A 14,107-nucleotide genomic window follows, 5' to 3' on the forward strand; every position below is an offset into this window, starting at 1 on the left:
GCGGAAACAACAATGGATAAAGTATGAAGAACTGGAGAATGCTGATTCTTGGTGTGGCGATTACCGCTAACACTGCGTTCGCAGCCCCACAGATGGTCGATAAAGTTGCCGCAGTCGTGAACAACGGCGTGGTGCTGGAAAGTGACGTAGACAACATGCTGCGCACGGTGAAGTCACAGGCGCAGCAGGCTGGTCAGCAGCTGCCGGATGACAAAACCCTGCGTCATCAGATCCTTGAACGCCAGGTCATGGACGCCATCATTCTGCAGATGGGCGAAAAAGCCGGTCTGCAGGTGAGCGATCAGCAACTGGATCAGGCGATTCAGAACATCGCCGCGCAGAACCGCATGAGCGTTGATCAGCTGCGCAGCCGTCTGGCCTATGACGGGATGAACTACAACGATTATCGCGCGCAGATCCGCAAAGAGATGCTGATCTCTGAAGTGCGTAACAATGAAGTGCGTCGTCGCGTCACCATTCTGCCGCAGGAAGTGGATACGCTGGCTAAGCAGATTGGCTCGCAGAATACCCAGGGCACCGAACTTAACATCAGTCAGATTCTGCTGCCGCTGCCGGAAAATCCAACTCAGCAGCAGGTTGACGACCAGGAAGCGCTGGCGCGTCAGCTGGTGGGTGAACTGAAAGGTGGTGCCGATTTCGGTAAACTGGCCGTGACCTACTCTGCCGATCCGCAGGCGCTGAAAGGCGGCAACATGGGCTGGGGCAAAATTGAAGAGCTGCCAACGCTGTTCTCGCAGGCGCTGAGCAGCGCGAAGAAAGGCGACATCGTCGGCCCAATCCGCTCCGGCGTTGGCTTCCATATCCTGAAAGTGAACGACCTGCGCGGCGAGAGCAAAAACATTTCGGTCACCGAAGTGCATGCCCGCCACATTCTGCTGAAGCCGTCACCGATCCTTACCGACGATCAGGCACGTCAGAAGATTGAACAGATCGCCGCAGACATCAAGAGTGGCAAAACCACCTTCGCCGCTGCCGCGAAACAGTTCTCCGACGATCCGGGTTCAGCGAACCAGGGCGGCGACCTCGGCTGGGCGTCACCGGAAATCTACGATCCGGCGTTCCGTGATGCGCTGCTGAAGCTGCAGAAAGGCCAGGTCAGCGCGCCGGTGCACTCCTCCTTCGGCTGGCACCTGATTCAGCTGCTGGATACCCGTCAGGTGGATAAAACCGATGCCGCGCAGAAAGAGCGCGCTTACCGTCTGCTGTTCAACCGTAAGTTTGCCGAAGAAGCGCAAACCTGGATGCAGGAACAGCGCGCCAGTGCTTACGTGAAGATTCTGGATGGCAATGGTCAGTAATTATCGTGTGGCGATCACGCCCGGCGAACCCGCCGGGATTGGTCCCGATCTCGCCGTTGCGCTGGCTCAGCGTGACTGGCCGGTTGAGCTGGTGGTGTGCGCAGACGGCGACGTGCTGCGCCAGCGCGCGGCTCAACTGGGTTTGCCGCTGACGCTGCGTGACTATCAGCCCGGCGTGGCACCGCAGCCGCAGCAGGCCGGTACGCTGACGCTGCTGCCCATCGCGACGGCGCAGCCGGTGACCGCCGGCGAACTGACGGTCGCCAACGGTCATTACGTACTGGAGACGCTGGCCCGCGCCTGCGACGGCTGCCTCAGCGGCGAGTTTGCCGCGCTGGTAACCGGTCCGGTGCACAAAGGCGTGATCAATGACGCCGGCATCCCCTTCACCGGCCACACTGAGTTCTTTGCTGAGCGCGCCGGTGGCGATCGCGTGGTGATGATGCTGGCGACCGAAGCGTTGCGCGTGGCGCTGGCCACCACGCATCTGCCGCTGAAAGATGTCGCGAACGCCATCACCCGTGACAGCCTGCATGAAGTCATCACCATCCTGCATCAGGATTTGCAGCAAAAGTTTGGCATTCCGCAGCCGCATATCTTTGTCTGCGGGCTCAACCCGCATGCTGGCGAAAGCGGTCATATGGGCCGGGAAGAGATCGATACCATCATCCCGGCGCTCGACGAACTGCGCCAGCAGGGCCTGCAGCTCACCGGTCCGTTACCGGCGGATACGCTGTTTCAGCCGAAATATCTGCAGCACGCTGATGCAGTGCTGGCGATGTATCACGACCAGGGCCTGCCGGTGCTAAAATTCCAGGGATTTGGTCGCGCGGTGAATATCACCCTCGGCCTGCCATTTATCCGTACCTCTGTTGACCACGGCACCGCGCTGGAACTCGCCGGTCTGGGCAGCGCAGAGCCGGGCAGCTTTATTACGGCGCTTAACCTCGCCATCACTATGATCAAGAGCAGTAATGAATAATCGCGTCCATCAGGGGCACTACGCCCGTAAACGTTTCGGGCAGAACTTCCTGAACGATCAGTACATTATCGACAGCATCGTCTCCGCTATTCATCCGCAAAAGGGTGAAGCCATGGTGGAGATTGGCCCAGGGCTGGGTGCGTTAACCGAGCCGGTGGGCGAGCGTCTTGATGCGCTGACTGTCGTCGAGCTGGACCGCGACCTTGCCGCGCGTTTGCAGACGCACCCGTTCCTCGGTCCTAAGCTGACGATTTATCAGCAGGATGCGATGACCTTCGACTTCTCCGCGCTGTCAAAGGAGCAGGGTCAGCCGCTGCGCGTGTTTGGCAACCTGCCTTACAACATCTCGACGCCGCTGATGTTCCACCTTTTCAGCTATACTGGTTCGATTAAAGATATGCACTTCATGCTGCAGAAAGAGGTGGTTAACCGTCTGGTAGCCGGCCCGGGCAGCAAAGCTTACGGGCGTCTCAGCGTGATGGCGCAATATTATTGTCAGGTGATTCCGGTGCTGGAAGTGCCACCACAATCGTTCACCCCGCCACCGAAAGTGGATTCGGCGGTAGTGCGTCTGGTGCCCTTTACCCAGCCACCGTATCCGGTCAGCGATGTGCGTTTACTGAGCCGTATCACCACCGAAGCGTTTGGTCAGCGACGCAAAACCCTGCGTAACAGCCTGGGACACCTGTTCACGGCCGGTGCGCTGGATGAACTCAACATCGACGCCTCGCTGCGGGCAGAAAATGTCACCGTGGCGCAGTATTGCCAGCTGGCAAACTGGCTGGGCAATCATCAGGCTGAATCTGCGGAGAACTGAGTGCATGAGTGAACTGGCCCGCGTTTGTGTTCAGGTACTGAGTCAGTATGTGGAATCGCAATCCTCTCCCGATGAGGATCGCTACGTGTTTGCCTACACCATCACCATCCGTAACCTCGGGCGCAACAGCGTGCAGCTGCGCAGCCGCTACTGGCTAATCACCAATGGCAACGGGCGCGAGACCGAAGTGCAGGGTGAAGGCGTGGTCGGTGAGCAGCCGCATATCGCGCCCGGCAATGAGTTTCAGTACACCAGCGGTGCGGTTCTGGAAACGCCGATGGGCACCATGCAGGGACACTATGTGATGATCGACGAAGAGGGCGAGACCTTCCACGTGGAGATTCCGGTGTTCCGCCTCGCGGTGCAAACCCACATTCACTAATTCCTCCTCCGCCCGGCCAGTCCGGGCGGCGCGTTTTCATCGGACTGACTTAATGAGTACATACCTGATTGGCGATATTCACGGCTGTTATGACGAATTACGTGCGCTGCTGGCGCAGGTCAATTTTGATGCGCAGCAGGACGAGCTATGGCTGACCGGCGACCTGGTGGCGCGCGGTCCGGGTTCGCTTGAGGTACTGCGCTACGTCAAGTCGCTCGGAGACTGTGTGCGCATAGTGCTGGGCAACCATGACCTGCATTTGCTGGCAGTGTATGCCGGGATCAGTCGTAACAAGCCCAAGGATCGCCTGACTCCCCTGCTGGAAGCGGACGATGCCGACGAGCTGATTAACTGGCTGCGTCGCCAGCCGCTGCTGCAGGTGGATGAAGAGAAAAAGCTGCTGATGGCGCATGCTGGCATTACGCCGCAGTGGGATCTGGAGACGGCACAGCAGTGCGCGCGCGAAGTTGAGGCGGTCTTGTCCAGCGACAGCTATCCGCTGTTTCTCGATGCCATGTATGGCGACATGCCGAACAACTGGACACCGGAGCTGAGCGGACTGGCGCGCCTGCGTTTCAGCACCAATGCGCTGACGCGCATGCGCTTCTGTTTCCCCAATGGTCAGCTCGACATGATTTGCAAAGAGGCACCCGCCTCAGCGCCGCCGCCGCTGAAACCGTGGTTCCAGGTGCCCGGCAAAATCAGCAGCGATTATACGCAAATCTTTGGTCACTGGGCTTCGCTGGAAGGAAAAGGCACGCCAGAGCATGTGATCGGGCTCGACACCGGCTGCTGCTGGGGCGGAACGCTGACCCTGCTGCACTGGGAGAGCGGCCAGTATTACACCCAGGTCTCGAACCGTGACCAGGCCATGGCGGAAAGCGCGGTGAATGCGCCCTCCCCCCTGAGCGATATGCAGTAAACAAAAAGCCCCGCGATGTTAGCGGGGCTTTTTTTTGGTCACCATAAATGGCGACCCTACAGCGACAATCTGTACCGAGGCAGCCATCAGCCTGATATCGCACAATTTTATCGCATCATAAACAGCAATTGATCCCTGCCATTGTAGGGTGCGCATTTATGCGCACCTGGAATGTATAAACAGCGATTGATCCCTGTCGTTGTAAGGTGCGCATTCATACGCACCTGGCCACAATCAACGGCGGCGATCCAGAATCTCAAAGCAGTAACTGTGCGAATTCTGCGCATCGGCATCGTGGAACTCACTGAACGTCGACTGCCACTCGTCCGGCTCGTAATCCGGGAACTGGGTGTCGCCTTCCACTTCCGCATCGATATGCGTCAGATAGAGACGATCGGCGCGCGCCAGCATCTGCGCATAAATCCGGCCACCGCCAATCACCATGATCTCTTCTGCCTCACCCGCTGCGGCAATCGCCTCTTCCGGCGACGTCACCCAGGTCACGCCGTCATGGTTGCCGGGCTGGCTGCTGACCACAATGTTCAGACGTCCCGGTAACGGGCGACCAATCGATTCAAAGGTCAGGCGGCCCATAATCACCGGTTTGTTCAGCGTGTTGCGCTTGAACCACGCGAGGTCGGCAGGCAGGTGCCATGGCATGGCGTTTTCCATGCCAATAATACGATCTGCTGCCAGTGCCGCGATCAAACTAATCATGTTAAAAGACCTACAGGAAAAAAATTGGCGCAATGATACGTAAAGGTGAAACTTTCGTCGATAGGACGACCGTGCTATTTACGTAAAGCCCGCTTGGCTCGGCGTTTTGTCTGAGCGACAGAGTTTTACTCCGGCTTTGCGGCCGTTAGCGGAAAGAGCCGCCAGAATTCGCGGTGAAGGCGCTACAACTCAGGGTGATGCTCCACGCTGCCCGCGCGCTGTGTAAAGAAAAGCGCACTGTGTCCGCCCCAAAAAAACGGCTCCCGCAGGAGCCGTTGATTTACGCATCAGAAATCGTAGCGCAGGCGCACCAGATTAACGTTGCCCAGTGATTTATCGGTACTGGAGGTGATCACGTACTCGTAGTCGACGCGGAAACCGTAGTCGAGCTGCGCGCTGACGCCCACGCCGTTATCGATACGCTTGTAGTTACGTCCATTGACGAACTCCAGGCGATCGCCCATGAAGTACGGCTGGATGCTCTTCACAGCATACTGGCCGATCGGGAATTTATAACCGGCGAAGTATTCAACGCCCCACGCATCATCCGCGAAGTAGTTGTTAACGGTGTTGAGTTTAGTTGGCGAGAAGTTCTCATACCAGCCCGCACCGGCGGACAGCGTCCAGTTGTCCGGCGTCCAGCTCAGCGCGGTGCCGTAGATATTCTGGTCGTAACGCTTGCTGTCACCATTGCCCGGATTGCGGATATCTGCGCGGGTGTAGTTCCACGCGGTGCCCCACGCCAGATCTTTGGTGATGTGATAGTTCACACCCAGCGAACCGCCGCCCTTACGCTTGTAGCGCAGGCCGTTGCCCGGCAGATAATCGTCATCTTCAAACAGATAAGCGGCATAGACATCCGCATCGCCAAAGGTGTTTTTATACTTCAGCATCTTGCGCGAGCGGTAAGATCCGTCGTAGTCACCGTTGATGCCGTTACCCGGTGCCTGGGCCAGCATATCGTAGTCCCAGATATCGGTTTTAGCGCCGACGACATCGTAATAAACGCTGTTCTGCTGGCCAAAATAGAGCTCGCCCAGCGATGCGCTTTTGAAACCGGTATACAGCTGGCGACGCGTGGTGTTATGGGCACCGTCCGCATAGTGGTTATCCCAGCCCCACCAGGCCGGGAAGTTAACGCCCAGCTCGTAGTAACCCACCCAGCTGACATCGTCAAACAGGTAGTAGTTGGCGCTGAAGCGGAAACGTGAACCGCCGTCGTAGCCGTTACGCTTATACGATTTATCGTTAACCCCGTTCTGATGCAGATACTGCGGACGAACACTGCCGCCCACTTTGAAATCAAGACGGCTAAGCGGATCGCCGGCCTGCGGATCCTGCTTCAGCAGGGTGATTTCCGCCTGACTGGCGAGAGGTGCAGCAACAAGTAACGCAGCCACTGCGCTGAGAGTGAAAGCACGCATTTTCATTTTTATATCCCGTAAAGGTGAGCGCTCTATGATTGAGCAGCGGAATAGTACGGTGCGCTTAGCGGAGAGGTATTTATAATTTTGTGCGGATACGCCTGAATGTAACTGGTTTCGCATCAACTGATAAAAATTATGTCAAATCAATAGATTTGTAACGTATAACCTTATGCAGCACAGGCAAAACAGCAAAAAAAAAACGGCCCGCGCGGGGCCGTTTAGTCACAGAGCAGGCAGTTTAGCCTTTGATCTGCGCGTGCATTTCCTGCACCGAAATCACTTTTTCGGTCGGATCCGCATTCAGCGCCATCGCGGTAGCAAAACCACCGTTCAGCGTGGTGTCGTAATGCACTTTGTACTGCAGCGCGCTGCGGCGAATCAGTTTCGAATCCTCAATCGCCTGACGTCCTGCGGTGGTGTTGACGATGTAGGTGTACTCACCGTTCTTCAGGCGATCCTGAATGTGCGGACGCCCTTCGTGCACCTTGTTCACCAGGCGCGGATTGATGCCGGCTTCACCCAGCACCACGGCGGTACCGTGCGTCGCATCCAGCTCGAAGCCAAACTTCTGCAGCTTCGCGGCCAGGTCAACAATACGTTTCTTGTCGCCTTCACGCACCGACAGCAGCGCACGCCCCTGCTTCTTCATATTGCTCTGCGCGCCGAGCATAGCTTTGCTGAATGCTTCCGCGAAGGTGCGGCCCACGCCCATCACTTCACCGGTCGAACGCATTTCCGGACCAAGAATCGGGTCCACGCCCGGGAATTTGTTGAACGGCAGCACCACTTCTTTCACCGAGTAGTACGGCGGAATCACCTCTTCGGTCACGCCCTGTTCAGCCAGGGTTTTGCCAGCCATCACGCGCGCAGCCACTTTCGCCAGCGGCACGCCGGTGGCTTTGGAGACAAACGGCACGGTACGCGCGGCACGTGGGTTGACCTCAATCAGGTAAACTTCGTTGTCCTTGACCGCAAACTGCACGTTCATCAGACCACGTACGTTGAGTTCGAACGCCAGCTTTTCCACCTGCTGGCGCATCACGTTCTGAATCTCAGTGCTCAGGGTGTACGCCGGCAGCGAACAGGCCGAGTCACCGGAGTGCACGCCCGCCTGCTCAATGTGTTCCATGATGCCGCCAATCAGCACGCGTTCGCCGTCGCAAATCGCATCGACGTCCACTTCCACCGCGTCATCGAGGAAGCGATCCAGCAGCACTGGCGCATCGTTGGACACGGACACCGCAGTCTGGAAGTAGCGCTTAAGATCCACTTCGTCATAGACGATTTCCATCGCCCGGCCGCCCAGCACATAAGAAGGACGCACCACCAGCGGATAGCCAATCCCTGCGGCTTTCTCTACCGCCTGTTCCAGCGTCGCCACCGTGGCGTTAGCTGGCTGTTTCAGCTTCAGGCGATCCACCGCCTGCTGGAAACGCTCACGGTCTTCCGCGCGGTCAATGGCATCCGGACTGGTACCAATCACCGGGACGCCAGCCGCTTCCAGCGCGCGCGCCAGCTTCAGCGGCGTCTGGCCACCGTACTGCACGATAACGCCTTTTGGCTGCTCGATGCGCACGATCTCCAGCACGTCTTCCAGCGTTACCGGCTCAAAGTAGAGACGGTCTGAGGTGTCGTAATCGGTTGACACGGTTTCCGGGTTACAGTTGACCATGATGGTTTCGTAACCGTCTTCACGCAGCGCCAGCGCCGCATGCACGCAGCAGTAATCGAACTCAATGCCCTGACCGATACGGTTTGGCCCGCCGCCCAGAATCATGATCTTGTCGCGATCCTGATTAGGATTGGCTTCGCACTCTTCTTCATAGGTGGAGTACATGTAGGCGGTGTCCGTGGCGAACTCTGCCGCACAGGTATCCACGCGCTTGTAAACCGGATGCAGGTTGAACTGATGACGCAGCTTGCGGATTTCACTCTCCGCCACGCCCGCCAGCGTTGCCAGACGCACATCGGCAAAGCCTTTACGCTTCAGCGCACGCAGGAAATCCGCGCTCAGCGAGTTGACACCTTCGCGCGCCACCTGCTCTTCCAGGCGCACCAGCTCTTCAATCTGCACCAGGAACCAGCGGTCAACGTTGGTCAGGTTGAACACGCCATCGACCGACATGCCGGCACGGAACGCATCAGCGATATACCAGATGCGGTCAGAACCGGCATCTTTCAGCTCGCGGCGGATACGGGTCAGGGCTTCGCCATCATCCAGATCCACTTTCGGGTCGAAGCCGCTGGCGCCCACTTCCAGACCGCGCAGCGCTTTCTGCATCGACTCCTGGAACGTGCGGCCAATCGCCATCACTTCACCGACTGATTTCATCTGCGTGGTCAGGCGGTCATTGGCACCGGCAAACTTCTCGAAGTTGAAGCGGGGAATCTTGGTGACGACGTAGTCGATGGACGGCTCGAACGAGGCCGGCGTACGGCCACCGGTGATGTCGTTCATCAGTTCATCGAGGGTAAAGCCCACCGCCAGCTTGGCCGCGACTTTGGCAATCGGGAAGCCGGTCGCTTTCGAGGCCAGCGCTGAGGAGCGCGACACGCGCGGGTTCATCTCAATGACGATTAGGCGGCCATCTTTCGGGTTCACCGAGAACTGGACGTTGGAACCGCCGGTTTCGACACCGATTTCACGCAGTACCGCCAGCGAGGCGTTACGCATGATTTGATACTCTTTGTCCGTCAGCGTTTGGGCTGGCGCCACGGTGATGGAGTCACCGGTGTGAATCCCCATGGCGTCAAAGTTTTCGATCGAGCAGACGATGATGCAGTTGTCGTTTTTATCACGCACCACTTCCATCTCGTACTCTTTCCAGCCAATCAGCGACTCATCAATCAGCAGCTCATTGGTTGGCGACAGATCGAGGCCGCGCTCGCAAATCTCTTCAAACTCTTCGCGGTTGTAAGCGATACCGCCACCGGTGCCGCCCATGGTAAATGACGGACGAATGATGCACGGGAAACCGACCTCTTCCGCTACCGCCAGCGCTTCTTCCATGGTGTGCGCGATACCGGAACGTGCGGTATCCAGGCCGATGCTCTTCATCGCCACGTCGAAGCGGCGACGGTCTTCGGCTTTATCAATCGCATCGGCGGTGGCACCAATCATGGTCACGCCAAACTCGGCCAGCACGCCCTGACGCTCCAGCTCCAGCGCACAGTTCAGCGCGGTCTGGCCACCCATGGTCGGCAGCACCGCATCCGGGCGCTCTTTTTCAATGATTTTACGCACAACTTCCCAGTGGATAGGCTCGATGTAGGTCGCATCCGCCATTTCCGGGTCAGTCATGATGGTGGCCGGGTTGGAGTTCACCAGAATGACGCGGTAACCCTCTTCACGCAGCGCTTTACACGCCTGCGCACCTGAATAGTCGAATTCACATGCCTGGCCAATCACAATCGGGCCAGCGCCAAGGATCAGGATAGATTTTATGTCAGTACGTTTTGGCATCGTGGGCTCCTGATTACTTCGCGTTAGAACGGTAAGCTTCGATCAGTTCGATAAAGTGATCGAACAGCGGCGCCGCATCGTGCGGGCCTGGGCTGGCTTCCGGATGTCCCTGGAAGCTGAACGCCGGTTTGTCGGTGCGGTGAATGCCCTGTACGGTCTGGTCAAACAGGGAAACATGGGTCACACGCAGGTTAGCCGGCAGGTTGGTTTCATCGACGGCAAAACCGTGGTTCTGCGCGGTGATCATCACGGTGTTGTTATCGAGATCTTTCACCGGATGGTTGCCACCGTGATGGCCAAGCTTCATCTTCACGGTTTTCGCACCGCTGGCCAGCGCCAGCAGCTGATGGCCAAGGCAGATACCAAACACCGGAATGTCGGTCTTCAGGAAAGCCTGAATCGCACTGATGGCGTAGTCGCACGGCTCCGGGTCGCCAGGGCCATTCGACAGGAAAATCCCGTCCGGATTCAGCGCCAGCACTTCATCTGCCGGCGTTTGCGCCGGGACAACCGTCAGGCGACAGCCGCGATCCACCAGCATGCGTAGAATGTTGCGCTTGGCGCCGTAGTCATAAGCCACCACGTGGAACGGCAGCGCGTCAGCGCTTTGCTGCTCGGGCAGGCCGCCTTTCAGCGCCCAGCTCCCCTGCTGCCACGCGTAGGTTTCCGCCGTGGTCACTTCTTTCGCCAGGTCCATGCCTTTCAGGCCCGGGAACGCCTGGGCTTTCTGCAGCGCCAGCGCCGCATCCGGACTGTCGCCGGCGATGATGCAGCCGTTCAGCGCCCCTTTCTCACGCAGCAGGCGCGTCAGTTTGCGCGTATCGATATCGGCGATACCGACAATGTTGTTGCGCTGCAGATAGGCTGACAGGCTCTCTTCGCTGCGGAAGTTGCTGGTAATCAGCGGCAGATCGCGGATGACGAGGCCCTGAGCATGAATTTGACTGGATTCTTCATCGGCGGCATTGGCACCAACGTTGCCGATATGAGGATAAGTGAGGGTGACGATCTGGCGGGAATAGGAAGGATCAGTGAGGATTTCTTGATAACCGGTCATTGACGTATTGAAAACGACCTCCCCCACTGCCGATCCCGTTGCCCCGATGGCCCGACCGTGGAATTGGGTTCCGTCTTCCAGAACCAAGAGCGCTGACTTAATCAAAACATCCTCCAGGGAATAAACAGTCACAATATCTGCATATTAATTCAAAATGATGCGCTGAATCAATGCAAAAACCGCCTGACCGCTCGATTTTTGGCAAATTGCGCGCATTCTAATGATCGACCTGGTGATTGTCTACCCTGAGCGGTTATTTTTTTGTATATTTCGGGCCACTGAATGTTAAAAGTGAAGCAACGCGACAAAATAGTGAGAGATCTCCGATAAATAATCGGTTGCCTGACGCAATTAATGGCAAAACACCGTCTGACTGCGTAAATTTTTGACCAAATGGTCAAAAAAAGCCACTCAACATGAAAAAACGTGCAGATAAATCACAAAAATAACCATCATAAACAAAAATGACACTCAGCTTGCCATTTTACAGACAAAATAAAGGGCAATGAAAACATTGCCCTGTTCAATCAATATCTTACCGATTGAAATAACCACATCACGATGGTTCACAACACTCACAACATCGATAAATCCAGCACATCACGCATATCATAAAGGCCGGATTTTTTATCTTTCAACCATGCGGCGGCTTTAACGGCCCCATTGGCGAAGGTCATGCGGCTGGAAGCCTTGTGCGTAATCTCTACGCGCTCGCCGATATCCGCAAACATCGCGGTGTGCTCACCGACAATATCGCCCGCGCGCACGGTGGCAAAGCCGATGGTTTGCGCCTTGCGCTCGCCGGTATGGCCTTCGCGCGCGTAAACCGCGTGCTCATCCAGCTTCCAGTGCATGGCGTCGGCAATCGCCTCTCCCATCGCCAGCGCTGTGCCTGATGGCGCATCCACTTTGTGGCGGTGATGCGCTTCCACAATCTCGATATCCGCATAGTCGCCCATCACTTTTGCCGCCTGCTGTAACAGGTTAAGCACCAGATTGACGCCTACGCTGAAGTTAGCGGCAAACACGATGCCAATCTCTTCAGCTGCTTCACGGATGGCTGCCTTACCGGCTTCATCAAAACCGGTGGTGCCAATCACCATCGCTTTTTGATGCTGACGGCAGAACGCCAGATATTCCAGCGTGCCTTCCGGACGGGTGAAATCGATCAGCACATCGAAATCATTCACCACCTGCCGCAGATCGTCGGTCACCCGTACGCCGGTTTTGCCGATTCCCGCCAGTTCACCGGCATCCGCCCCCAGCAGCGAGGAACCGCTGCGCGCCAGCGCCGCGCCTAACACCACGCCTTCCGCCTGCTGTGCGGCCTGAATCAGATTGCGTCCCATGCGACCCGGCGCACCAACAATAGCAATGCGGATTTCACTCATATTTATTCATTCCTGATACAAAACTATGCATGCAAAGCGTAAACAGGTTAACGGTCAGATAACAGTCACGCCACAATAATAACGGGATAATAAGAATTTTAGGCCAGCCGCGATAGATTATCAGTAAAAGCAATCCCGCCCGCTGGAAGTCACGGCTGAGGTGATAAAGGATAAAGAAAAGGCCGAACATTGTCGGCCTGTTTCTGTCAGCAAATTGAAGTGCTTACTGCACGTTGCGTACGTCGACGCGCAGCTCTTTCGGCACTTCAAACACGATATTCTCTTCACGGCCAATCAGCTCAATCGCCGCTTCGCCGCCCAGCTCACGCAGGCGCTGAATCACCTGCTGCACCAGAATATCCGGAGCCGAAGCGCCGGCGGTAACGCCGATACACTGCACGCCTTTGACCCACTCTTCCTGAATATCATCCGCAGAATCAATCAGCTTCGCCAGCTTGCCGGCACGCTGCGCCAGCTCCGCCAGACGATTCGAGTTGGAGGAGTTTTTCGAGCCGACCACCAGAACCACCTCCGCATCCTGCGCCAGCACGCGCACCGCTTCCTGGCGGTTGGTGGTGGCGTAGCAGATATCATCCTTACGCGGTCCAATGATTGCCGGGAAGCGCTGACGCAGCGCATCGATCACGTCCGAGGTATCATCCACCGACAGCGTGGTCTGCGTCATAAAGCACAGGTTGTTTTCATCTTTTACCTGCAGCTTAAACACATCCTCTGGCGACTCCACCAGATACATGCCGCCGTTCGGATTGCTGTACTGACCCATGGTGCCTTCCACTTCCGGATGGCCGGCGTGGCCGATGAGGATCGCTTCCACGCCTTTACGGCTGGCACGCGCCACTTCCATATGCACCTTGGTCACCAGCGGACAGGTGGCGTCAAACAGCATGGTGAGGCTGCGCGCTTTCGCTTCGGCCCGCACGGCCTGGGAAACGCCGTGTGCCGAGAAAATCAGGATGGCGTTGTCCGGAACTTCACTGATCTCTTCAATGAAGATCGCACCGCGCTCGCGCAGACTGCTGACCACGTAGCGGTTATGCACCACTTCATGGCGCACGTAAATTGGCGCGCCATACATCTCCAGCGCCCGCTCGACAATGCTGATAGCGCGGTCGACGCCTGCACAGAAACCGCGTGGGTTAGCTAACAGGATTTGCATCGCTGGCCTCCAGCACCGGATCGATCTCCAGCACTTCAATCTCAAATTTAATGCGCTGACCCGCCAGCGGATGGTTGAAATCGACGGTAATCGAGTCACCGGAAATTTCACGAATCACGCCCGGCATCTCGCTGCCGCCCATGCCGCTGAACAGCATGATGGCACCGACTTCCGGCTCGCCCGCGTCGATGAAATCACGGCGCGAGAAGTACTGGATCAGATCCGGGCTGGCAGCGCCAAAGGCGTCTTCCGGCTCGAGCGTAAAGGCGTGCTGATCGCCCACTTTACGTCCGACCAGCTCCTGCTCCAGCGCCGCCGACAGGCTGCCATCTCCCAGACGGAACAGCGCAGGCTTGCCGTTGGCGCGCGTGGATTCAGCCGTCGAGCCATCCTCCAGCTTCAGTGTAAAATGCACCAGCAGCGCGCTGTCGCGCTGAACGATGTCTGTCATCT

The 14,107-nt window shown here is 57.2% G+C and carries 12 protein-coding genes; 5 read left to right on the forward strand and 7 right to left on the reverse strand.

The window, feature by feature from the left end; genetic code table 11:
- Positions 1-23 precede the first annotated feature (23 nt).
- Genes surA through apaH form a run of 5 tightly spaced genes read left to right on the forward strand, consistent with a single transcriptional unit; the run spans position 24 to position 4,422 of the window.
- Positions 24-1,319, forward strand: coding sequence for a peptidylprolyl isomerase SurA (gene surA, locus E7738_RS10925; RefSeq protein ID WP_031279707.1), 1,296 nt, complete (start codon positions 24-26; stop codon positions 1,317-1,319).
- Complete coding sequence (gene pdxA, locus E7738_RS10930; RefSeq protein ID WP_031279708.1) at positions 1,309-2,301, forward strand: 4-hydroxythreonine-4-phosphate dehydrogenase PdxA; 993 nt, start codon at positions 1,309-1,311, stop codon at positions 2,299-2,301. Before surA ends, pdxA begins: the two co-directional genes overlap by 11 nt.
- Positions 2,294-3,118 carry a 16S rRNA (adenine(1518)-N(6)/adenine(1519)-N(6))-dimethyltransferase RsmA gene (rsmA, locus tag E7738_RS10935; RefSeq protein ID WP_021507587.1) on the forward strand — a complete coding sequence of 275 codons (825 nt, stop codon included), beginning with the start codon at positions 2,294-2,296 and terminating at the stop codon, positions 3,116-3,118. Before pdxA ends, rsmA begins: the two co-directional genes overlap by 8 nt.
- A gap of 4 nt (positions 3,119-3,122) precedes the next feature.
- Complete coding sequence (gene apaG / locus E7738_RS10940) at positions 3,123-3,500, forward strand: Co2+/Mg2+ efflux protein ApaG (protein ID WP_021507588.1); 378 nt, start codon at positions 3,123-3,125, stop codon at positions 3,498-3,500.
- 52 nt (positions 3,501-3,552) lie between these two features.
- Positions 3,553-4,422 (forward strand): bis(5'-nucleosyl)-tetraphosphatase (symmetrical) ApaH, encoded by an 870-nt coding sequence (gene apaH / locus E7738_RS10945; RefSeq protein ID WP_021507589.1) that lies wholly within the window; start codon positions 3,553-3,555, stop codon positions 4,420-4,422.
- A 234-nt stretch (positions 4,423-4,656) separates the two neighbouring features.
- Here apaH and folA read toward each other — a convergent pair whose 3' ends face one another.
- The 7 genes from folA to fkpB form a co-directional block, all read right to left on the reverse strand.
- Entirely contained in the window at positions 4,657-5,139 is a 483-nt protein-coding gene (gene folA / locus E7738_RS10950) for a type 3 dihydrofolate reductase (protein ID WP_031279709.1), read from the reverse strand.
- Between the two features lie 287 nt (positions 5,140-5,426).
- Entirely contained in the window at positions 5,427-6,569 is a 1,143-nt protein-coding gene (locus E7738_RS10955) for a porin (protein ID WP_394515623.1), read from the reverse strand.
- Between the two features lie 235 nt (positions 6,570-6,804).
- Positions 6,805-10,029 carry a carbamoyl-phosphate synthase large subunit gene (gene carB, locus E7738_RS10960; RefSeq protein WP_021507592.1) on the reverse strand — a complete coding sequence of 1,075 codons (3,225 nt, stop codon included), beginning with the start codon at positions 10,027-10,029 and terminating at the stop codon, positions 6,805-6,807.
- 13 nt (positions 10,030-10,042) lie between these two features.
- On the reverse strand, positions 10,043-11,191 hold the full coding sequence (carA, locus tag E7738_RS10965) for a glutamine-hydrolyzing carbamoyl-phosphate synthase small subunit (RefSeq protein WP_031279710.1): 1,149 nt from the start codon (positions 11,189-11,191) through the stop codon (positions 10,043-10,045).
- Positions 11,192-11,661: 470 nt separating this feature from the next.
- Positions 11,662-12,477 carry a 4-hydroxy-tetrahydrodipicolinate reductase gene (dapB, locus tag E7738_RS10970; RefSeq protein ID WP_021507594.1) on the reverse strand — a complete coding sequence of 272 codons (816 nt, stop codon included), beginning with the start codon at positions 12,475-12,477 and terminating at the stop codon, positions 11,662-11,664.
- 223 nt (positions 12,478-12,700) lie between these two features.
- Positions 12,701-13,654 carry a 4-hydroxy-3-methylbut-2-enyl diphosphate reductase gene (ispH, locus tag E7738_RS10975; protein WP_021507596.1) on the reverse strand — a complete coding sequence of 318 codons (954 nt, stop codon included), beginning with the start codon at positions 13,652-13,654 and terminating at the stop codon, positions 12,701-12,703.
- Positions 13,635-14,105 (reverse strand): FKBP-type peptidyl-prolyl cis-trans isomerase, encoded by a 471-nt coding sequence (gene fkpB / locus E7738_RS10980; protein ID WP_021507597.1) that lies wholly within the window; start codon positions 14,103-14,105, stop codon positions 13,635-13,637. The genes ispH and fkpB overlap by 20 nt, the downstream gene beginning before the upstream one ends.
- Positions 14,106-14,107: the final 2 nt, after the last annotated feature.

Source organism: Pantoea sp. SGAir0430 (genome assembly GCF_043549295.1).